Here is a 21198-nt window from a genome sequence, read left to right as displayed (position 1 = left end):
CTCTTTCCGTTATAAAAATGTATTCCTTCAAATTTCGCAAACAATGAAATTTGAAACGATAAAATTAATGTTGGGTAGTTTATTCTATTCTTCAGATAACGCAAGTTTCTTGACCAGCTTCTCTCTCAAATAAAAAATGTTCCTCCTTAGCTCATATACATGCCACCATTAACATGAATGGTCTCACCAGTAATATAATTACCATAATCGGACGCAAGAAATGCCACCACTTCGGCAATGTCTTCTACTTTACCTAATCGCCTTAAAGGAATACGTTTCAGCATTTCTTCTTTGACCATATCAGGCAACGCCGCGGTCATGTCTGTATCAATAAACCCTGGTGCAACCACATTGACGGTGATGCCACGACTACCGATTTCTTGAGCTAATGACTTGGAAAAACCAATAAGGCCAGCTTTTGCAGCCGTATAATTGGTTTGACCAGAATTGCCGCTCACGCCCACCACTGAACCAATGCTGATAATTCTTCCCCAACGAGCACGGAACATAGGCTTCAAGCAAGCTTTACTCAAGCGAAATACAGCATTCAGATTGGTTTCAATCACACGATACCATTCCTCATCTTCCATACGTAACAATAAATTATCGCAAGTAATTCCTGCATTATTAACCAGTATGTTAGGCAACTGATTTTGATCAGATAATTGCGTCATCATCTGTTCAATGTTGTCTTTGCTTGTGACGTCCAACACAACACCATGACCTGCCCGATGTTCTTGTTGCAACAAATCATTAATAGCAACCGCGCCTTGTTCTGTTGTTGCAGTTCCGATGACATAAGCACCTTTTTGTGCCAATGTTAACGCAACGGCTTTGCCTATGCCGCGACTCGCACCAGTGACCAGCGCAATTTTCCCCTGTAAGTTAGTCATGATAAAAAATCCTCTAATTGATAACATTAACTGCCTGATGCAGGCTGGATAAATCATTTACACTAACAATTTGCAAGGATTTATCAATACGCTTGACCAATCCGGTCAATACTTTGCCAGGACCACATTCAATAACCATCTCAATCCCATGTTGTTTTATCATTTGAATGGTTTCTACCCAACGAACAGGACGGTATAACTGTTCTTTTAACAAAGTTTTTATTTGTTCCGCCGATTGATAAATGCTGAGATCAACGTTGCTAATCACCGGGACGATTGGTGTATTAAATGGTGTTTGTGCCAGATGCTCAGAAAATAATTCAGCCGCCTTAGTTAATAATGGACAATGACAGGGAACGCTGACGGGAATTACCATCGCCAGACGAGCCCCCATGGCATTCGCAAGAGAAATAGCACGCTCAACCGCCGGTGCATGCCCTGCAATAACAACTTGTCCTATGGCATTATAATTGGCTGGAGTTACTTGCTGCTCTTCATGACTGGCTTCCTGACAAAGAGCGTCTACCTGCTCATCGCTCAGTCCAACAATGGCTGCCATCGCACCTTCGCCTAATGGCACACTTTCCTGCATCAACTGCCCACGTCTGGCTACCAGCCGTGCTGCATCTGTCAAAGAGAGCGCTTCGGCGCAGACCAGAGCAGCGTACTCACCCAAACTGTGCCCCGCCATCATAGCCGCTTTTATTTTTTTTCTTGTTGCAATACTCGATAAACAGCGACATCAGCAGTCAGCATCGCTACCTGCGTATGTTCTGTTTGATTGAGGCGAGCTTCTGGCCCATGCTGCACCAAGTGCCAAACATCATAGCCAAGGGACTCAGACACTTCAGTAAATAGTTCAAGAACAACAGGATAATGATTTGCCAAATCCTGCAACATACCAACGGATTGTGAACCTTGGCCAGGAAATACAAACGCACTTTTTACCATACAATAAGATCCTCTAATCAATAGATTTAGTAACGGATGACCATGGCACCCCAAGTCATACCGCCGCCAAATGATTCCAGTAACAATAAATCGCCACGTTTAATACGATGTTCTTTTACTGAAATATCTAATGCAAGAGGAATCGAGGCAGCTGACGTATTGCCCTGATGTTCAATCGTCACAATAACATGCGACATCGGAAGTGATAATTTTTTAGCAATTGCTTGAATAATACGGATGTTTGCCTGATGAGGAACCAACCAGTGAATGTCTGATTTTTGTAATCCACTAGCAGCCAATACTTCATCCACAATATCGCCCATAATATTAACTGCTATTTTAAACACTTCATTGCCACGCATACCAATTAATGGTCTTTTGCTACTTTCTGTATAGGCAGCATAAGTTAACAACTGACCTTCATCATAGGATGCATGGAGCACGCTGCCAAGGATTCCTGGCTGCTCGCCTGCACTTAATACGACAGCCCCAGCCCCATCACCAAATAAAACACAAGTCGCACGATCTTGCCAATCTACCGCACGCGACATACTTTCGCTGCCAACCAGCAAAATATGCTTGGCCGTGCCCGCCGTAATATATTGTCTGGCAATATCAAGGGCATAAACAAAACCACTGCATGCCGCACTAATATCAAAAGCAGGAATAGGGCGTTTAATCTGCAATGCTTGTTGAACATGGCAAGCTACACTTGGAAAAAAATGATCCGGTGTGCACGTTGCGACAATAATTAAATCAATATCATCTGCTCGGAGGCCTGAAGAATTTAAGGCATTTTTTGCGGCCTCACTCGCCATAAATGAAGTCGTTTCATGCGCAGAAGCAATGCGTCGACTACGAATGCCAGTGCGCGTTGTAATCCACTCATCCGTGGTATCCAACATTGTTTCCAACTCTTTGTTGGTAAGCTCTCGCTCAGGCAAATAACTTCCGGTTCCATTAATAACCGCATTCTTCATAACAACAAACCTTGATTAATGAAATTAGTGATTTGATCACGAACCAAATCAACTACATTATTTTTAACTTGCAGAACTGCTTCTTCAATAGCAAATTGAAAAGCCAACTCACTGGCACCACCATGACTTTTTACTACAATACCGTTCAATCCTATCAGACTTGCTCCATTATATCGGGATGGATCGATGCGTTTTTTCATGTGAGACAAGGCAGGATAAGCAATCAACCCAGCCATTTTTGCCAGCCAGTTACGAGTAAAAGACTCTTTTAATATAGATAGAATGAGCTTGGCTAATCCCTCGCTTGCTTTTAAGGTGGCATTGCCAACAAAGCCATCACAAACCACCAAATCCACTTCACCGGAATAAAATTGATCCCCCTCGACGTACCCCACGTAATTCATAACACTGCATTCAGAGAGCATATGCGCTGTGCGCTTCACCTGATCATTCCCCTTGATTTCCTCAACGCCAATATTGAGTAATCCAATTTTTGGCATGGGTTTATTATCCAATGCCTGAATAAGAGCAGAACCCATAATGGCAAATTGAAACAAGTGTTCAGCACAGGAATCAACATTCGCGCCTAAATCAATAACTCGTGTTTTGCCTTTCATTGTCGGCAACTCGGCAATGATGGCGGGCCTGTCAATGCCTGGTAAGGTTTTTAGGACAAAACGTGCCGTCGCCATCAAAGCACCGGTATTACCAGCACTGACACAAGCCTGCGCACGTTTTTCCTTGACTTGATTAATAGCCACCCTCATCGAAGAATCTTTTTTATTACGCAAGGCATGAGAAGGCAATTCGTCCATTGCAACGACTTCAGAAGCGTGAACGACGGTAAATTGGGGATTTGATAAAGCTCCATGCTGGTTTAGATGGCTGGTCACTTGTTGCTGGTCACCAACCAATAAGAGCTTTAAATCAGGATTATTACGCACAGCACGCACACAAGCCGGGATCACAATATTCAAACCATGATCCCCGCCCATCGCATCAATGGCAATGGTAATGGTATTCAAGGGCATTATTCTTCTTCGTAGACGTTATCTGTGTTATCTAAAACTTTGCGCCCACGGTAGTAACCATCTTCAGTCATGTGATGACGGCGATGAGTTTCACCTGTGGTTGGATCAACTGAAAGGGTTGGTTTGCTTAAAGCATCGTGTGAACGACGCATATCACGTCTTGAACGTGATTTTCTATTTTGTTGCACAGCCATTGTATTACTCCTAAACAATTTGTTTCATAGGGCCGGAATATTACCGATTTTTTATTTGCAATCCAAGTCTTGTTGCGAGAAATTAGATTATATCATGGATATATTGCTTGATGTCGCCATCACACTCCGCAGGATCGAAATGTTTCTCCGGCGCATGCAAGTGCAACTCATCTGTTAATAACTCAGTCAAATCAACCTGATAATTGTCCGAAACAACACATTCGTATTGGTCCATTAATCGTTCTGCAACCATCTCTTTTGAACAGACGGCCAATTGCGTCTCATGACGATAATCATAGAAAAATACTTGCAAACAGCGCTGGCAAACGATTTCAATTTTACCTTCAGTTTTCATCATCAATAAAATATAATCCTTGGCCGCCGCTTCCGCCCAATAATCACAAGACAACTGACAAGCCGCATGAATATGCTCGGGAAGCCGTTTCTGTATCGTCAAGATAACGTGCCGCCTTTCATTTTCCTTTGCCAATTTCGTTAAAGAAATTTTCATGATTAATAAAGATACAAAATTGTGTCGGCGGAAAGTATAGCGTAAAATATTCAATTTTTATACATATTGAACTTCATGATGAATGCTAAAGTCATTGTCGGCATGTCCGGAGGGGTAGATTCCTCAGTGGCTGCCTGGTTATTACTTGAACAAGGCTATCAAGTTGAAGGCCTGTTTATGAAAAACTGGGAGCAGGATGATAAAGACGGCTATTGTGCTGCGGCCAAAGACTTGGCGGATGCTCAAGCCGTCTGCAATCAATTGGGTATTCCACTGCATAGTGTCAATTTTTCTGAACAATACTTGCAACGAGTATTTGATCATTTTCTCACCGAATATGAACATGGCAGAACACCTAATCCTGATGTTTTATGTAATAAGGAAATTAAATTTAATGCCTTTTTAAATCATGCCCTCTCTTTGGGAGCTGATTTTATAGCCACAGGACATTACGCAAGAATACATCTTGAAGACGGCACAGCAAAACTATACAAAGCCAAAGATCGAGAGAAAGACCAAACGTATTTTCTCCATGCCATAGAACCTTCTGCCTTGAACAAAACACTGTTTCCTGTAGGAGAGTATCTTAAATCGCAAATTCGAGACTTTGCTCGCAAGCTTAACCTGGCGACCCATGCCAAAAAAGACTCCACCGGAATTTGCTTCATTGGCGAGAAGCGATTTAAATCATTTCTTAATGAATTCATATTGGCCAAACCGGGTGATATTAAAACTTCGTTGGGTGAAACCATAGGACGGCATGATGGTCTGATGTTTTATACGTTGGGTCAACGTCAAGGATTGGGAATCGGCGGAATGCGCCATGGCAGCGAAGATCCCTGGTATGTGGTCGATAAAGACTTGCCAACCAATACGTTGATTGTGGCCCAAGGCAGCCATCATCCCATGCTTTACGCACAAGGCCTTATCTCTGGGCCAATCCATTGGCTTGCCGAGCAACCGCTACCATGGACGTGCTATGCCAAAATACGTTATCGGCAAAACGAACAAGCCTGTGTTGTATCACCAGCCAATAACAATCAGCATTGTGTGATGTTTTCCAGTCCGCAACGCGCCGTCACTCCAGGACAATACATCGTTTTCTATGATAAAAATCAGTGCCTGGGTGGAGCCACCATTGAACAAATCATTCGTTAATCATATATAATTAGTAAGAAATCAGTTTTTGGAGCAATCATGGCAGCTATTAATGCGTCACCGTCAACCACCGGCATTCATTTTTCTATCAGCGCTGCTGATAAAGTGGCTTCATTAATTGCTGAAGAAGAAAATCCCAACCTAAATTTGCGGGTTTACATTACTGGTGGCGGATGCTCTGGTTTTCAATATGGTTTTACCTTTGATGAAGAAATCCAGGAAGATGATACCGTGATAGAACAAGCATGCTCAAACGGCCTAGGTTCTGTAAAATTATTAATTGATTCCATGAGTTATCAATATTTACAAAACGCAGAAATTGATTATACCCAAGGAATTCAGGGTGAGCAGTTTATTATTCGAAATCCCAATGCCAAAACCACTTGCGGTTGTGGTTCATCCTTTAGTATTGATGACGAAGATGAAGATTAAAAAGAGGTTATTTACACAACCTCTACCCTTTTCCATTTAATTTTGAGTCTGTCATTCCCGCGAAAGCGGGAAACCATGTTTAATGTGGCTCTGTGCTTTGTTTAGCATGGATCCCCGCCTGCGCGAGGAAGACAAAAAACAGATCAGGAATGACAGACAACCTGTCAAAATTAAATGGAAAAGATACTAGTAAGATTTTACGATGACTTTTGAACCAATATTCATGAAATTTTGATTCAACCAGCGAGCATCGTTTGGTTTGACCCGGATGCAACCATGACTTGCGTTATGATTCGGCACATCCGGAGAGCCATGGATGGCATAATATTTACTAAAAAACATACAATAGGGCATGGGAGCACCACCTTTACCCACTGGATAGCGAGTAGAACGACAACCAGCGCCTCGTTTGCTGATAATACGATAAGTGCCAGAAGGTGTTCGACAAGAACGTTTAATATCACGGCAATAATGACTACCGCCAGATCCTTTCCCTGTTCGGATCACTTTGCCATTTTTAACCGCACTCCAACGTAATGTTTTGGGATTATAGATAAACGTATTTGCTGCATACTGTTGAGTTGCCAGAGGTGAGTCTGATGCATTAGCCATTTCGGAAAAGGCTTTAGCAGAAAAAAGAAGAAGGCTTAAACCACCAATTGCCAAGAATGAATTGACGTATTTTACAAAGATACACGGAATAACATACTCACGCCGCTCATCCATGATGTGTCCTTTTTTTTATCATTATGGTTTAAATATAGTTTAATAATTAAACAGATCAAGTTATTATGAACGTTGGATTTCATCCAAATTTAAAAGGATCATTAATCTTCTCTTAACTCTGGTTTGCTATAGTTAGTTTAAGAAAGCAAAACAATGGAACGAATCATGGGGAAAGAAATACTGTTTCGTGAAGCTAATTTAGATACTTTTCCCGAGGTCATTGCACATTCAGCCGAACATACCCATGTCAGTGTTGGAGATTTACATGGGAATGCCCTGAAACTGATATATACCTTGATTGAAGAAGGTATTTTAGAAGTTACTCGCGAAGAATATGAGACATTACGGGATATCTATTATAAACCAACCGATTCTCTTACTGCCATCGACCTGGATGCGTTTCGAACAATCATCAACAGCGCCACAGTTAACAGTACCCGTTCCCTTACGCTCATTGGTGATGAATTAGCGGATCGAGGAAATAATGACTATTTTACCTTATTTGTCTTAAAAAAATTACATGACGTAAACCTTGATGTGGACATCATGGTGTCCAACCACAGCGCCGAATTTATCAGAGATTATGAAAATCCCCACTTTACCGGAGCACATCAATTATTCGGAAATCAAGGACAATCATTAACCAACATGCAACGCTTGATTGCTCGTGGTTTAGTCGATGAAGAAGACGTGCGTCGTATCGTTGATGACTGCTATAAACCCATGGTTAAAGCCATTGGATATACGGTATCCCCCGAAGGAGAACTGACCTTATTTTCTCATGCACCCATTGGACTTGAAACCATTGAAGCCTTGGCCGCAAAATTTAATATTCCTTATCATGAAGATAGTCCAAAAGCGTTAATCAAAACCATCGATGCCATCAATGACCACCTTCGTACCCTATTAGGTGAGAAATCATTGGCGCAGCTGATCGATGCAGAAGGGCACTCGGATCCTCGACATCCCATTCCACTAACCAGTCCCCTGATGCGGCTTGTATGGAACCGGGCACTTGGCGATGAATTACGAACCGAATCTCACGGTGGATTTAAAGTCCACTTCGTTCATGGCCATATTGGAGATGGAGCAATCCTGCAACATGGGGCCATCCCACTGCCTAGTCACCGAAATCTGGATGGCTGGTTTGGCAAAGGTCGGGAATTATCACAAACTGGATACTTGCGTGATGCCTACGGGTCTTTGGACGTTCGTCATTTTACCCAACAGTCTTCTGAGCTTACCGCCAAACAGCTTGCTGCAGGCCTGGCTGATACTCGCACAAAAGCATTACTTGAAGAAACAGGCGCGACACGTCTTCTATATCCAAAAATCCGTGAGACTCTACTAGACATTCAAGCTCAAATTGACAAACAAGAACAACCTGCCAATTACGAAGAATTTTATAAAAAAACAGAAGCATTACTTAATGAACTGGATGAAAAATCTGAAGCATATCATCGTGGAGAGATAACCGCCGAAATCTATGAAAAGGGCCTCCATGATCTTGATTCCCGCGTTTATAAACATCAGGAAAAGATAATGCAACATCTTGCTTTTGAGCATGCACTGGCTTTATTGGCAATAAAAAATGAGGAATTACAGGAAAAAGCAAACAATGATCCAAATTATAAGAACGCAGCTATTGCATCCAATGACTTATTGACTGTTTTAAGCCGAGAACATCAATCTTTTTTAAAAAACGCAATTACGCCTGAAACATTTAAAAAACGATGCGGTACAGCTATAGAGTCCGCCACAACAGAATTAGAAAAACACCGTGGTTTATGGTATAAAATGTCGCCAATTATTCGAGGACTGCTGGGCATTGTTGCACTTCTGGCCGCTGCAATTCCCGCTGTAGCTGTGGCTGTTTTTGCAAAGCATGGCTATTCAGGCACGTTCTTTTCTACCCCGGAAACGGATTCTAAGGAAAAAATAGACATACTTAAGCAAGCCTATGAAGAACTCATCAAACCCGAAGAAAGCACAGGAGAAGAAGAGCGTCGTCCCGAGTTGCCTTAAGGTAACCTAAAGAACCATAAAGTGTAGTACAAACCTATGATTGCAAAAGCACCTTCATGCTTTATTGCGGTGCTATCCCCCTTATGAATATCCAATGTTTTTTACGCATAATCTATCTTTGCGAGCGTTAGCGAAGCAACCCAGATCGATGCTTTTAGGCTACATCGATCTCGATTGCTTCACTTTGTTCGCAATGACGACTATTTAAGGGGACAGCCTATACTCCATTATCCCAATGATTAATTCCTGATTTTTTTATAATAAATTCAATGAATTCATTGTGTTTTATGATTTCTTCAGGCGTTGCCAATTGAACAGGAGAATGACTGGATAATAGTTCACGAGAAATACTGCTTTTTGTTTTTGTTTCTTCTTTTAAGTGTAGATCACCATCAAATAAACTGGCTTGCCCACCAGTCATCGCCAAATAAACCCAAGCCAATATTTCCGCATCCAGCAAAGCACCATGCAATTGACGATTTGAATTGTCTATTTCATAGCGTTTGCATAATGCATCAAGGCTATTGCGTTGCCCGGGATGCTTCTCCCGAGCCAACACCAAGGTATCCAGAATACGGCAATGATCTTCTATACTCTTTGGCCATTTAATCTGAAACAATTCAGCGTTTAAAAAACCAACATCAAATGGCGCATTATGAATGATAAGTTCACTTCCCTCAATGAACTGTATAAATTCAGAAACGATATCCTGAAATAATGGTTTATCTTGCAAAAACTCTGTACTGATGCCATGAACACGAAAAGCTCCTTCCTCAACCTCTCGCTGAGGATTTAAATACCTATGAAAATGATTACCGGTCAGTTTTCTATCCAATAATTCAACGCATCCAATTTCAATAATTCGATGACCCAGTTCGGGACCAATGCCCGTTGTTTCAGTATCCAATACGATTTGACGCATATTCTTACCTATATTACTTCTCTTTTTTTAAAGGGGCTCGACAGGATTGACAATATCTTTTCCATTTAATTTTGACAGGTTGTACAAGTGGTTCTGCTTTTTATTATCCTTGCTCTATTTTTTGTCATCCCGCTCTGTTTGCTGTCATCCCCGTAAAAGTGGGGATCCATTCTAAACTAAGCACAGAACCACATTAAACAAGGATTCCCGCCTTCGCGGGGATGACAAAAAACCGGTCAAAATTATTGAAAAAAGACTAGGTTAATTCATCCCTATGATAAAAAAATTAATACCCGAAGATTCATCGAGCTAGCCATCATCTACTTGCAGCAATTGTTTGATGGCTTGATTTGCCAAACTGTCTACTCGCTCATTCTCAGGATGACCTGCATGGCCTTTCACCCAATGCCAGTTGACTTGATGTACTTTAGCCAAGTCATCCAATTGCTGCCAAAGATCAGCATTTTTAACAGGTTCTCTTTTGGTATTGCGCCAGCCATTTTTTTTCCATTGCATCATCCAGGTTGTCATCCCTTGACGCAAATATTGCGAATCCGTATAAAGGTCCACTTGGCAAGGACGTTTCAGTGCTTCCAGTGCTTTTACAGCTGCAGTTAATTCCATACGATTGTTCGTCGTATGTGACTCTGCACCAGAGAGTGTTTTTTCCCGTCCCTGATGGCGTAGTAACACCCCCCAGCCACCAGGACCAGGATTACCTTTGCAAGCACCATCGGTAAAAATTTCAATGGACATATAAACCTGCTCTTATAAATTAATGCTAAACTCCCCAGCTAATAGGCGTTGTTTAATGATTGCAATATCCGGTGCAAAATAACGGTCAACTTCATAGGAAGCAACGGATTCACGCACTTTATGATAAATGGTCTGCAGCTTAGGCGATGTTTTTAATGGCGCATGAAATTCGAGCCCCTGACAAGCAGCCAATAACTCAATCGCTAGAATCGTTGCCGTATTATCAATCATAGGTTCTAATCGCCGGGCAGCACTGGTTGCCATGGAAACAATATCTTCTTGATTGGCTGAGGTAGGTAAACTATCCACAGAATGAGGATGAGCTAATGCTTTATTGTCGCTGGCACATGCTGCAGCCGTTACATGGGCTATCATAAATCCTGAATTTAATCCGCTTTCTTTGACCAGAAACGCCGGCAATCCACTGAAATTCTTATCAATTAACAAAGCAATCCGTCGCTCAGCATTTGCTCCCATTTCAGCAATCGCCAAAGCAAGATTATCCGCAGCCATCGCAAGAATCTCACCATGAAAATTACCGCCGGATAAGACATCGCCTTGTCCTGCAAATACCAACGGATTATCAGACACCGCATTGACTTCAACTTGCAGAGTTTCTCCGACAAATTGCATTTGGTGAAGAACCGCTCCCATAATTTGCGGTTGACAACGCAGTGAATAAGGATCTTGCACCCTTGTACACTGACGATGCGATTCACGAATACCACTGTCAGCCAGCAATGCACGGTACATGGCGGCCACATTCCGTTGTGCCTGATGACCACGAACAACATGAATGCGATCATCAAAAGGCACATCGCTACCGCTCGCTGCATCTACCGATAGACTTCCAGCCAAAACAGCCGCTTCAAACAACCATTCACTGCGCAAAAAGGCGTGTATGCAAAGCGCTGCAGACACTTGCAAACCATTTAATAATGCTAAACCTTCCTTAGGAGCCAAATCAAGCGGCGCAATTCCTGCAATAGCCAATCCTTCCTGAGCATTGATAATTTGGCCTTGATAACGCACCTCTCCTTCCCCCAGCAAAGGCAAGGCCAGATGCGCTAACGGCGCTAGATCGCCTGAAGCACCGACCGAACCTTTGCTAGGAATACAAGGATATACCTGAGCATTATAAAGCGCACACAAGGCATCAATAAGTTCCTTACGAACCCCGGAAAAACCTTGAGATAATCCATTGATTTTTAATAATAAAACTAGAGAAACCACATCGTCTGATAATAATTCGCCACTGCCGCAGGCATGTGACAAGACAATATTTCTTTGCAACGCTTGTAATTTATCAGTGGAAATAATTTCCTTGGCCAAGGAGCCAAACCCAGTATTGATGCCATACACCGTTTTCTTTTCAGAAATAATTTGTTGAATCATACGTTCGGAAGCCTGAATAGTTTCATAACATGATTCATCAAGAAAACACGGTTTTTTTTCCAACAGAGCTTGTTTTAATAATTGCAAATTCAATTGGCCTGGCAGGAGCGTAAATTTATCACTCATCGTACATCTCCTATTCCTTCCATAGGCAACCATAAGTGATTTTCTTCTGCACATGTTCTAGCAAGCTCATAACCCGCATCCGCATGACGCATGACTCCTGTTGCTGGATCATTATGCAACACACGAGCAAGACGAAGAGCAGCTTTCTCCGTACCATCAGCGACAATCACCACTCCAGCATGTTGGGAAAAACCCATGCCAACGCCACCGCCATGATGAATACTGACCCAGGTTGCACCACTGGCACAATTGAGCAAGGCATTTAAAAATGGCCAGTCTGACACCGTATCACTACCGTCAAGCATCCCTTCGGTTTCCCGATTTGGGCTCGCCACTGAACCAGAATCCAGATGATCGCGACCAATCACTATGGGTGCTTTTACTTCGCCTCTTTTGACCATGTCATTAAAGGCTAGGGCCAGGCGAGCACGATCTTTAAGTCCTACCCAGCAAATTCTTGCCGGCAATCCCTGAAAAGTAATTTTTTCTCTTGCCATATCCAGCCAGCGGTGCAAATGTTTATCTTCAGGAATAAGTTGTTTGACTCTTTCATCGGTTGCATAAATGTCCTCCGCTTCCCCCGATAGCGCCACCCAGCGAAACGGACCAATTCCTTCGCAAAAAAGTGGTCGAATGTAAGCTGGGACAAATCCGGGAAAAGCAAAGGCGTCGTCCACCCCTGCTTCAAAAGCCATTTGGCGAAGATTATTGCCATAATCAAACACAGGAATTCCTTGCTTGCGAAAAGCCAACATGGCTTCGACCTGTTTCGCCATAGACGCTTTAGCCGCATCAACAACCTCTTCCGGTGCTTCTTTTCTTAACTGCTCTGCTTTGGTTAAAGACCAACCACTTGGCAAATAACCATTCAAGGGATCATGAGCACTGGTTTGATCCGTCACCATATCTGGAAACACCTGGCGTCGAATCAATTCAGGATAAATATCTGCTGCATTTCCCAACAATCCTACGGATACAGGCTCTTTTTTCTGGCAAGATTCGTGCATCCACTGTAACGCCTCTTCCAGATTTTTGGTAGAACGATCGAGGTAACGTGTTTTGAGGCGTTTTTCAATACGACTGGGGTCACATTCAACGGCCAGTATGCTGGCACCCGCCATAACCGCAGCAAGCGGTTGTGCTCCACCCATCCCTCCTAAACCAGCCGTTAGAATCCAGCGTCCGGATAAATCGCCAGCGTAATGCTTTTTGCCTGCCGCAACAAAGGTTTCATAAGTTCCCTGAACAATGCCTTGCGAACCAATATAAATCCAGCTGCCTGCCGTCATTTGCCCATACATCATCAAGCCTTTTTTATCAAGCTCATTAAAATGCTTCCAATTGGCCCAGTGAGGAACAATATTTGAATTGGCAATTAAAACCCGTGGAGCATCTTCATGCGTGGTAAACACGCCAACGGGCTTGCCCGATTGAATTAAAAGCGTCTGATCATCATCTAATACCTTGAGAACATCACAAATTTTATTAAAGCAATCCCAGTTTCTTGCCGCACGACCTAATCCGCCATACACAATCAAAGAGTCCGGATCTTCAGCCACCTCCGAGTCGAGGTTATTGCAAATCATGCGCAAAGGGGCTTCCGTTAACCAACTTTTAGCTTCTTTGCTGGTTCCACGACGAGCTTGGATAGGATGATTTTTATGATGTTCCATAGTCTTTTCTCCAGAAAAACTTCTCTATAACCTGGCAGCTCTGTCACTTTTGAGCATGCCACGATAATCAGGGGCTTACCATGCCCTGAAAGCCATGCAGCTAACTGAACTGTCCCTGCTTGTCCAGCATAAGAGCTTGTTAACAAGCTCTAAAAAACGAATGACCATATAGTAGATAAAAAGCTTCTTGAAAGCGAGCCTGGCAGATGATGTGAAATTATTTTTCAGTATGGTAGAATTCCTGCATTTTCATCTTTTTTAAGAAGTAGCGTGCAAGCAAATCAACCAACACATCCCCCCTCACTAAAAATATTTTTTGCTACCGAAATGTGGGAGCGCTACGGTTTTTATGTGGTGCAAACATTGCTTGCGCTGTATTTGGTCATGCATTTTCAATGGAATGACCACCGAGTTTACCCTTTGGTTGGTGCCTTCACTGCCTTAACCTATCTTTCCCCAGTGATTGGTGGATGGATTGCTGACCAATTATTAGGGCAAAAACGCAGCATCCTTGCTGGCGCCGTCGTCTTGTTTTTTAGCTATCTTTCCTTAGGATTGATGCAAGCTGATACAGGACTTACCATATCACTGGCCGGAATCGCCGTAGGTACTGGCTTGCTTAAGCCGAATATTTCATCCTTATTAGGCAATGAATATCCCATTGGATCACCTAATCGGGAGCGCGGCTTCACCATCTTTTATATGGGCATCACCACTGGCATTATTCTAGGCACAACACTCCCCAGCTACCTTCAGTCCCTGTATGGCTGGTCTTTTTCTTTTTTGAGTGCCACCATCGGGATGATCATCGCCATTGCTGTTTTTTCATTTGGCATCCATCGTTATCGCATTGCCGATTATTTTCCCTACCAACATAACTTAAAAGATATATTTTTTGCGGTTCTGCTTATTTTTTTCATGTGGTTTGGCGCTTTTTACATTTTACAACAATCCACGCTCGCCGATGCATTATTTACCATTATTGGTTTATTTTCACTCATCTATTTACTGAATTCATTAATGCAAGAAAGTGGCATACAAGCACGTCAGACGCTGGTAATAGGCCTGTTGTGCTTGATTTCTATCATTTTTTGGTCTTTTTATTTTCAAATGTTCCTATCTTTGACGTTATTATTGAAGCGTGTGGTCCAGCCAACGCTGTGGGGTATTCCATTTCCCCCTCCCTATTACGTTGCCGTACAAAGTTTAGGCATGATTGTGTTTGGTCTTTTTCTTGGCCGCCATAAAAAGCAATTGAGTTTGACCCAACACGCCATTCGCACCGGCAACAAATTTTTGCTTTCAATCTTTTTTATGGTTTTTGCCTACCTGTTAATTGCTTTGGTTTGTCATTTTGAGGTAGGTATAGCACTGATTTCCCCCTGGTTTTTCATCCCGGCCTATCTGCTAATTTCATTGGCTGAATTATTATTATCACCCGTTGGTTTATCCGCCATCACGCTTTTATCCAGTCATAAAAAAGTGAGCACCATGATGGGAATTTTCTTTGTTTCTCTTGGCCTTGGAGGCTTTTTATCTGGAAAACTGGCAGGCATAACTGCTATTTCAAAAGAAAAACTGGACCATCTATCCATTATTGGATTAAAAGCCCATTATGCTGCAACGTTCGCTCGTTTGCTCTACATCTTACTGGCAGCGGCCGTGGTATGCATTATTCTAAACCGTATCATCAAATATCTCATGACCTCACAAAAATAGGTAGTCGCTCAATGGAATTGCTGTTATACTTCGCCCGGCCATGATTTAATGAATTGATACGATAGGCTATGCCAGATAAACACCCCTTATTAGAAACGCTCATTGCTTCTTTAGAAGATATTCAAGCCAGTGATATCGTCACGCTGGATGTGCGTAATCAAACCAGCGTCACAGATTATATGATCATCTGCAGCGGGCGTTCATCACGCCATGTAAAATCAATTGCCGAGCAGGTCATGGAAAAGATGAAAGCAGCAGGGCTCCCTGCTTTAAGTCATCATGGTCTGGAGCAAGGTGATTGGGCTTTGATTGATTTTGGCGATTTTGTTGTTCATGTCATGCAGCCGGAAAATCGCGCGTTTTACAATCTTGAAGGATTATGGCAACAAACGCCTTAACAGAATTCTTTCCACCCTGGTTGTACTAAACTGATGTGATGGCCAAAATTCAACAATCACTATTGTTTATGCTATGTGTTAATACCATTTATGTTAAAAATTACTTTAATTACACTTGGTAATAAAATGCCTTCCTGGGTTAATGAAGCGGTTGGTGACTATAAAAAACGATTGCAGGATGGCATTGCTCTAACATTGGTTGAAATTCCGCTGTTACGCCGAGGAAAATCAGCGGATTTAGCTCGTATTTTAGAAAAAGAAGCCACCCTGATGACAACCGCCATTCCGCAAGGAGCACGACTTATTGCTCTGGACATGACAGGGGAGTCATTCAGCAGCGAGCAATTAGCACATAAGATTGAACAATTACAGCACATCAACAGCCATTTATGCTTCCTGATTGGTGGGCCAGAAGGTCTTTGTCGTAAACTATTAGCCCGCTGTGATGAGCGCTGGTCGTTATCAACACTGACGTTGCCGCACCCCTTGGTACGCATCGTTTTTATTGAAGCGATTTACAGAGCTTGGTCTATTCTCCAAAATCATCCTTATCATAAATAATCAGTACTTATCTTCTAAGTCCTGACGCAGGCTGCGACGGCGGCGCTGTTTCTTCAGACTTATCTGGAGCTGGCAAAAATCCATGCTTGGTGGCAATCTTGGCTAATGAAGCCTCATCATCACGAGCACGAACCAAATCCCCTAATCGCCCCTCTTTGGTCGCTGCCAACTCTTGCTCAGACAATGCTTCACCACGGCTCAATCGCCCTGCGGCTGCTATTTTTACATCTTTACTTTTAGCTTTAATAGGAATCTGTTCCATACCGCATAAGGCTCGGAGACCATTAGCGATCCAATTCCAAAATGTCGTCCATCCTCCATAAAAATAATCGGTATTTACTTTTTGGCGCTCCGCAATATACCCTTGCAATGCCTGGTGGAATAACGCTTCTCCCCTAACCTGAGTGGCACTGTCCGGTGCCGGCGCCACCCGAGCTGTTCCATGCTTATACCTTGGCTCTGGCGTATGATGTAACTGTGCTAAAGCTGGATGGACGGCTGGTGGTGTTGAAGGTCGGCTACCCACCATGCGTTGATGGTAAGGTCGCATAGGCTCATCCAATGCATGCAATTCTCTGGTAACAACATCAATAACGGTTTGAAAATTTGAACTTCCAAATATCGTGTTTTTACCCAAAACCCCACGAACTTCATTAAGTTTGGCAATGATGTCTTCCACGGAAGCTTCAGGCATGTCTTTTAAACCAACAAATTGAGCATTGGGGCCACGCTCACGTTTTACGCTTTCCCCACATACTAAAATCTGCCCATCCTTTCTTTCCCAGCCATGGATAACTGCCAATAGTTTGGGAACTAATCTTGCTTTTTCTTCTTCGGAAAGTGCATTTCTTGCTGCAGGAGCAGCAATAATCGCTTGCAGTGTTTCTATGGCTTTTAATACGGCTCGATTAGGCCTTGGCCCAGGGCCATCGGTAGTAAACGTATGATGCGCTCGATTCAGCTCCTCTTTGTAATCATGAGAATTAAAAATGTCTGTTTTTACATAGAGAGCATCATTCTTTCTTGCTCTAAATAAACGAGTCGCCTCGCGCGTCTGATGACTTTCTACCGCAGCTTCAATACGGCTATCCACTTCATAACTATGTTCATTTCCATAAAAAAAGGCACGCACATCACCACGAGCCTCGGTGGACCAGGCGCCTGGTTTGGTCACTACTTCAACCCGCATGCCATGAAGTTCATCCGCATTCACCGGATTGGCCGCATGAATGCGAATACCTGCGGCAAACCCTGCGTCTCTTAATTCCCTTGCCAATTGCTGGGCAAGCGATGGCTGTCCAATGCCGGCTTCACAAGAAATGAGGTAAATATCTTGCAGGCTTGATTTATGATCGCCGTATTTGCGTGCCAACTCTTGCGCCAATTCACGGGGAGTCTTACCACCAATGGTGGCACGATCATCATCGGTATGAGCACATAATGTAATATCACGATCACGCAGTGTTCTGCCTCTAACCTCATCAAAGGATAAAGCCCGATCACCATATACTTCAGCCAATGCGTCTGCTGAATCTTTATCATTATCATCAAGATATAGAATAGTCATTACTGTCTCTTAAATAAAAATAAAATTTTATAGATTAATTATAGACAATACGCCTAAAACATTAAGATAATGCTAAATTTCTTGACCTTTAAACTTTCTTTACATACCTTTACACACCACTGCCATACTATGCTGTATCAAGATGCGTTTAAATGACTCTGTTAAAAATGATCGTCAGGAATTGCAGGTACACCACTTCCGCTTAAGCTTGCTGGTAGCACTGTTGGTCATATTATCTTTTATTTTGATTTTACGCTTAGCTTATTTGCAATTTTCTCAATTTAAACGCTACGCTACGTTATCCTTGAAAAATCAAATGAGCATCATTCCTATCGCTCCACCGAGAGGGATTATTCTTGATAAAAATGGAGTCATTCTTGCCGATAATATTCCTGTGTATGTGCTTGAAATTATCCCAGAGCGGGTAACTAATTTAACAGCAACCCTGGCGAAATTAAAACAATTAATTCCCTCTATTACCGATGAAGACATTGACAATTTTAATCATGCTCGCAGCCAAAACCGTTCCTACGTTCCAATTCCTTTAAAACTCAAATTAACGGAAGAAGAAGTCGCGATTTTTGCCAGTAATCAGTATTTGTTTCCAGGAATCAGCATTAAAGCAAGGCTGATGCGTTATTATCCTCTGGGAGCACCGGTCGCGCACTTGCTTGGCTATGTTGGGCGGATTAATGTCCAGGAATTGCAGCAAGTCGATAATACCAACTATCGTGCCACTAATTTTATCGGCAAATCAGGCATTGAACGTTATTATGAAAACACCCTACATGGTCGGGTAGGTTATCAACAGGTAGAAACGGACGTCAGTGGCAGAACATTGCGCGTTTTAAGTAAACAAGCCCCAGTATCCGGTGCAAAAATTTATCTTACCATTGATGCCCGTCTGCAAGAGGCTGTTTATAACGCGCTGGAAGGCAAACGCGGTGCAGCCGTGGTTATGAGTGTCAAAGATGGTGACATTTTAGCCATGGTAAGTACCCCTAGTTTTGATCCCAATTTATTTGTGAATGGCATCAGTAATAAAGATTATCAGCAATTGGCTAATACTCAAGATAAGCCCTTGTATAACCGCGCTGTCCGTGGCCTTTATCCGCCCGCATCAACCGTTAAGCCATTCGTTGCTTTGGCCGGACTTGAAAAAGGCACCATTACCCCCAGTACCAAAATCTACGATCCGGGCTGGTATGGCCTTCCCGGAGTCAGTCATAAATACCGTGACTGGAAGCGCCACGGGCATGGCATCATTAATCTTAAACGAGCCATTACTGTCTCTTGCGATACCTATTTTTATCAGCTGGGCAATAAGCTTGGCATTTCGGCCATTGAAGACTTTTTAATGCAATTTGGCTTCGGACAATTATCTCATGTGGATTTGTTTGAAGAAGCACCGGGCATTGTTCCTGGCCCAAGCTGGAAACGAAGAAGCCGCGGCGCATCCTGGTATCCTGGCGATACATTAATCACTTCCATAGGACAAGGCTTTATGTTAGCTTCCCCCTTGCAATTAGCTAATGCAACTGCCGCATTAAGCATGCATGGCCGGCGATTTCGTCCCCATCTGTTTGGCCGTTCGGTTGAAGACGATGGTAAAGTTCATCCATATAAACCCTTGGAAGAATATCCAATCCAATTAAAAGATAATGTTCACTGGACTATTATTACAGAAGCCATGCAGAATGTTATTAACAGCCCGGAAGGAACTGGGCATCGTTTTGGCCGTAATTCAGCTTATACGGTGGCAGGAAAAACCGGAACAGCTCAAGTATTCAGTGGCAATCAATATGAGAAAAAAAGCTATCAAGAGATTCCTGAAGCACTGCGTGATCATTCACTATTCATTGCTTTTGCTCCCGTGGAAAATCCCGAAATCGCTGTCTCTGTGCTGGTAGAAAATGATTTTATCGCGTCCATCGTTGCTCGCAAAATCATGGATGCTTACTTTGATTTAAACCAAAAGAATCCTGAAACATGAATATAAATCAAGCGCGCCCCGTTTACCGGTTTACACCAAAATCATTACATATTGATTATCCTCTAATCGGCTTATTGCTTGTGCTGATTGCCTTAGGACTTCTGATTTTATACAGCGCTTCCAACCAAAACACAGGGATGGTCTTGCGACAGCTCTTGCGTTTAAGCCTAGCATTTATGGTGATGATGGTATTTGCCTTTATTCCTCCTCATAAATATAAATTATGGACTCCCTGGATTTATAGCGTTGGTCTAACCTTGCTCATTGCCGTCATGGTGATAGGAAAAATTGGCAAAGGCGCCCAGCGCTGGCTTGATTTGGGGCTATTCCGCTTCCAACCTTCTGAAATCATGAAACTTGCTGTGCCCATGATGGCAGCCTGGTATTTTGACCGCAAATCCATCCCGATTGATTTAAAATCATTATTTGTTTCCGCCATCATCATTTTTTTACCCGCCGTCTTAATTGCCAAACAACCGGATTTGGGTACAGGTCTGATGGTCATAGCCGCCGGTCTTTCCGTAATGTTTATTGCCGGCATGCAAATGCGTGTCATTTTATTTCTGGCGTTGGCTTCTGGATTAACAGCCCCTTTACTGTGGCATGTTTTGCACGACTATCAGAAACAGCGAATCATTACATTTTTAAATCCAGAAAATGATCCATTGGATGCAGGTTATCATATTATTCAATCGAAAATTGCCATTGGTTCAGGTGGAGCTTTCGGCAAGGGCTGGTTAGCCGGCAGTCAGTCCCATCTCAATTTTTTACCAGAGCATGCAACGGATTTTATTTTTGCAGTCAGTGGAGAAGAATTTGGTTTTATTGGCAGTATTATTTTAATAATCCTGGTTGCGCTCATATCACTACGAGGTTTGCATATTGCAAGACATGCCCAGACCAGCTACACACGCTTGTTGGCCGCAAGCCTTGCCATGACTTTTTTTATTTCAGCGTTTGTGAATATGGGTATGGTGATGGGCATTTTACCCGTCGTAGGAATCCCTTTGCCTTTAATCAGCTATGGCGGTACCGCCATGGTTACTTTTCTTGCTGCTTTTGGCATCTTGATGTCCATCAGTTCACATCGAATCTTATTTGATAACCTCAAGGGATGATCACAAATGACTTCAGAAGAACAATGATTGGATGATAAGAGTCCAGGCAATCTTATTATTGATGACCCA

Annotated in this window: 19 protein-coding genes and 1 pseudogene; 8 read left to right on the top strand and 12 right to left on the bottom strand. The window is 42.8% G+C overall.

The window, feature by feature from the left end; translation table 11 throughout:
* Positions 1 to 146: 146 nt before the first annotated feature.
* From fabG to LOA_RS05015, 6 genes and pseudogenes are all read right to left on the bottom strand, one after another.
* Entirely contained in the window at positions 147 to 893 is a 747-nt protein-coding gene (gene fabG, locus LOA_RS05040; protein WP_025385411.1) for a 3-oxoacyl-ACP reductase FabG, read from the bottom strand.
* Between the two features lie 13 nt (positions 894 to 906).
* Positions 907 to 1844 (bottom strand): annotated as a pseudogene (gene fabD, locus LOA_RS05035) (ACP S-malonyltransferase).
* A 26-nt stretch (positions 1845 to 1870) separates the two neighbouring features.
* Positions 1871 to 2824 (bottom strand): beta-ketoacyl-ACP synthase III, encoded by a 954-nt coding sequence (locus tag LOA_RS05030; protein WP_025385410.1) that lies wholly within the window; start codon positions 2822 to 2824, stop codon positions 1871 to 1873.
* Positions 2821 to 3849 (bottom strand): phosphate acyltransferase PlsX, encoded by a 1029-nt coding sequence (gene plsX, locus LOA_RS05025; protein ID WP_025385409.1) that lies wholly within the window; start codon positions 3847 to 3849, stop codon positions 2821 to 2823. Before plsX ends, LOA_RS05030 begins: the two co-directional genes overlap by 4 nt.
* 5 nt (positions 3850 to 3854) lie before the next feature.
* A complete protein-coding gene (gene rpmF, locus LOA_RS05020) occupies positions 3855 to 4049 on the bottom strand; it encodes a 50S ribosomal protein L32 (protein ID WP_025385408.1) in 195 nt (64 codons plus the stop codon).
* 82 nt (positions 4050 to 4131) lie between these two features.
* Complete coding sequence (locus LOA_RS05015) at positions 4132 to 4506, bottom strand: YceD family protein (protein WP_158423020.1); 375 nt, start codon at positions 4504 to 4506, stop codon at positions 4132 to 4134.
* 132 nt (positions 4507 to 4638) lie between these two features.
* Here LOA_RS05015 and mnmA point away from each other — a divergent pair, with 132 nt between their 5' ends.
* Positions 4639 to 5718, top strand: coding sequence for a tRNA 2-thiouridine(34) synthase MnmA (mnmA, locus tag LOA_RS05010; RefSeq protein ID WP_025385406.1), 1080 nt, complete (start codon positions 4639 to 4641; stop codon positions 5716 to 5718).
* Between the two features lie 39 nt (positions 5719 to 5757).
* Complete coding sequence (gene erpA, locus LOA_RS05005; RefSeq protein ID WP_025385405.1) at positions 5758 to 6150, top strand: iron-sulfur cluster insertion protein ErpA; 393 nt, start codon at positions 5758 to 5760, stop codon at positions 6148 to 6150.
* A gap of 186 nt (positions 6151 to 6336) precedes the next feature.
* On the opposite strand, the gene LOA_RS05000 is transcribed toward erpA, so the two are convergent.
* Positions 6337 to 6762 carry a L,D-transpeptidase gene (locus tag LOA_RS05000; protein WP_042239187.1) on the bottom strand — a complete coding sequence of 142 codons (426 nt, stop codon included), beginning with the start codon at positions 6760 to 6762 and terminating at the stop codon, positions 6337 to 6339.
* Positions 6763 to 7041: 279 nt separating this feature from the next.
* Here LOA_RS05000 and wip point away from each other — a divergent pair, with 279 nt between their 5' ends.
* Positions 7042 to 8901 (top strand): Dot/Icm T4SS effector Wip, encoded by a 1860-nt coding sequence (gene wip, locus LOA_RS04995; protein ID WP_147370107.1) that lies wholly within the window; start codon positions 7042 to 7044, stop codon positions 8899 to 8901.
* A 217-nt stretch (positions 8902 to 9118) separates the two neighbouring features.
* Here the strand turns inward: wip and dnaQ are convergent, their stop codons facing one another.
* The 4 genes from dnaQ to hutU all read right to left on the bottom strand — a co-directional run bounded on the left by dnaQ (position 9119) and on the right by hutU (position 13773).
* A complete protein-coding gene (dnaQ, locus tag LOA_RS04990; protein ID WP_025385402.1) occupies positions 9119 to 9823 on the bottom strand; it encodes a DNA polymerase III subunit epsilon in 705 nt (234 codons plus the stop codon).
* A gap of 309 nt (positions 9824 to 10132) precedes the next feature.
* Positions 10133 to 10579 (bottom strand): ribonuclease HI, encoded by a 447-nt coding sequence (rnhA, locus tag LOA_RS04985; protein WP_035893624.1) that lies wholly within the window; start codon positions 10577 to 10579, stop codon positions 10133 to 10135.
* Between the two features lie 12 nt (positions 10580 to 10591).
* The gene (gene hutH / locus LOA_RS04980) at positions 10592 to 12100 is read right to left on the bottom strand and encodes a histidine ammonia-lyase (RefSeq protein WP_042238732.1); all 1509 of its coding nucleotides are present in this window, start codon (positions 12098 to 12100) and stop codon (positions 10592 to 10594) included.
* On the bottom strand, positions 12097 to 13773 hold the full coding sequence (hutU, locus tag LOA_RS04975; protein ID WP_025385401.1) for a urocanate hydratase: 1677 nt from the start codon (positions 13771 to 13773) through the stop codon (positions 12097 to 12099). Before hutU ends, hutH begins: the two co-directional genes overlap by 4 nt.
* A 270-nt stretch (positions 13774 to 14043) precedes the next feature.
* Between hutU and LOA_RS04970 the strand changes: the two genes are divergently transcribed.
* The 3 genes from LOA_RS04970 to rlmH all read left to right on the top strand — a co-directional run bounded on the left by LOA_RS04970 (position 14044) and on the right by rlmH (position 16451).
* Positions 14044 to 15492, top strand: a complete 1449-nt coding sequence (locus LOA_RS04970; RefSeq protein ID WP_035893619.1) for a peptide MFS transporter — start codon at positions 14044 to 14046, stop codon at positions 15490 to 15492.
* A 68-nt stretch (positions 15493 to 15560) separates the two neighbouring features.
* Positions 15561 to 15890: a ribosome silencing factor gene (gene rsfS, locus LOA_RS04965; protein WP_025385399.1), complete on the top strand. Its 330-nt coding sequence runs from the start codon at positions 15561 to 15563 to the stop codon at positions 15888 to 15890.
* A 90-nt stretch (positions 15891 to 15980) separates the two neighbouring features.
* Positions 15981 to 16451 carry a 23S rRNA (pseudouridine(1915)-N(3))-methyltransferase RlmH gene (gene rlmH / locus LOA_RS04960; RefSeq protein WP_025385398.1) on the top strand — a complete coding sequence of 157 codons (471 nt, stop codon included), beginning with the start codon at positions 15981 to 15983 and terminating at the stop codon, positions 16449 to 16451.
* Positions 16452 to 16458: 7 nt separating this feature from the next.
* Here rlmH and LOA_RS04955 read toward each other — a convergent pair whose 3' ends face one another.
* Positions 16459 to 18018: a hypothetical protein gene (locus LOA_RS04955; RefSeq protein ID WP_025385397.1), complete on the bottom strand. Its 1560-nt coding sequence runs from the start codon at positions 18016 to 18018 to the stop codon at positions 16459 to 16461.
* Between the two features lie 142 nt (positions 18019 to 18160).
* Between LOA_RS04955 and mrdA the strand changes: the two genes are divergently transcribed.
* Together mrdA and rodA are read left to right on the top strand one after the other, a co-directional pair.
* Positions 18161 to 20011, top strand: coding sequence for a penicillin-binding protein 2 (mrdA, locus tag LOA_RS04950; RefSeq protein WP_025385396.1), 1851 nt, complete (start codon positions 18161 to 18163; stop codon positions 20009 to 20011).
* Positions 20008 to 21129, top strand: a complete 1122-nt coding sequence (rodA, locus tag LOA_RS04945; RefSeq protein WP_025385395.1) for a rod shape-determining protein RodA — start codon at positions 20008 to 20010, stop codon at positions 21127 to 21129. Before mrdA ends, rodA begins: the two co-directional genes overlap by 4 nt.
* Positions 21130 to 21198 lie beyond the last annotated feature (69 nt).

Origin of the sequence: Legionella oakridgensis ATCC 33761 = DSM 21215 (assembly GCF_000512355.1) — a bacterium.
Lineage (GTDB): Bacteria > Pseudomonadota > Gammaproteobacteria > Legionellales > Legionellaceae > Legionella_A > Legionella_A oakridgensis.
The sequence above is the reverse complement of the archived record's forward strand: the minus strand, read 5'-3'. Positions and strand labels throughout refer to the sequence as shown.

Excerpts from the sequence above, each read along its gene's own strand:
- fabG (WP_025385411.1), bottom strand. The coding sequence starts at position 893 with ATGACTAACTTACAGGGGAAAATTGCGCTGGTCACTGGTGCGAGTCGC.
- LOA_RS05030 (WP_025385410.1), bottom strand. The coding sequence starts at position 2,824 with ATGAAGAATGCGGTTATTAATGGAACCGGAAGTTATTTGCCTGAGCGA.
- rpmF (WP_025385408.1), bottom strand. The coding sequence starts at position 4,049 with ATGGCTGTGCAACAAAATAGAAAATCACGTTCAAGACGTGATATGCGT.
- mnmA (WP_025385406.1), top strand. The coding sequence starts at position 4,639 with ATGAATGCTAAAGTCATTGTCGGCATGTCCGGAGGGGTAGATTCCTCA.
- erpA (WP_025385405.1), top strand. The coding sequence starts at position 5,758 with ATGGCAGCTATTAATGCGTCACCGTCAACCACCGGCATTCATTTTTCT.
- LOA_RS05000 (WP_042239187.1), bottom strand. The coding sequence starts at position 6,762 with ATGGCTAATGCATCAGACTCACCTCTGGCAACTCAACAGTATGCAGCA.
- wip (WP_147370107.1), top strand. The coding sequence starts at position 7,042 with ATGGGGAAAGAAATACTGTTTCGTGAAGCTAATTTAGATACTTTTCCC.
- dnaQ (WP_025385402.1), bottom strand. The coding sequence starts at position 9,823 with ATGCGTCAAATCGTATTGGATACTGAAACAACGGGCATTGGTCCCGAA.
- rnhA (WP_035893624.1), bottom strand. The coding sequence starts at position 10,579 with ATGTCCATTGAAATTTTTACCGATGGTGCTTGCAAAGGTAATCCTGGT.
- hutH (WP_042238732.1), bottom strand. The coding sequence starts at position 12,100 with ATGAGTGATAAATTTACGCTCCTGCCAGGCCAATTGAATTTGCAATTA.
- hutU (WP_025385401.1), bottom strand. The coding sequence starts at position 13,773 with ATGGAACATCATAAAAATCATCCTATCCAAGCTCGTCGTGGAACCAGC.
- rsfS (WP_025385399.1), top strand. The coding sequence starts at position 15,561 with ATGCCAGATAAACACCCCTTATTAGAAACGCTCATTGCTTCTTTAGAA.
- rlmH (WP_025385398.1), top strand. The coding sequence starts at position 15,981 with ATGTTAAAAATTACTTTAATTACACTTGGTAATAAAATGCCTTCCTGG.
- LOA_RS04955 (WP_025385397.1), bottom strand. The coding sequence starts at position 18,018 with ATGACTATTCTATATCTTGATGATAATGATAAAGATTCAGCAGACGCA.
- mrdA (WP_025385396.1), top strand. The coding sequence starts at position 18,161 with ATGCGTTTAAATGACTCTGTTAAAAATGATCGTCAGGAATTGCAGGTA.
- rodA (WP_025385395.1), top strand. The coding sequence starts at position 20,008 with ATGAATATAAATCAAGCGCGCCCCGTTTACCGGTTTACACCAAAATCA.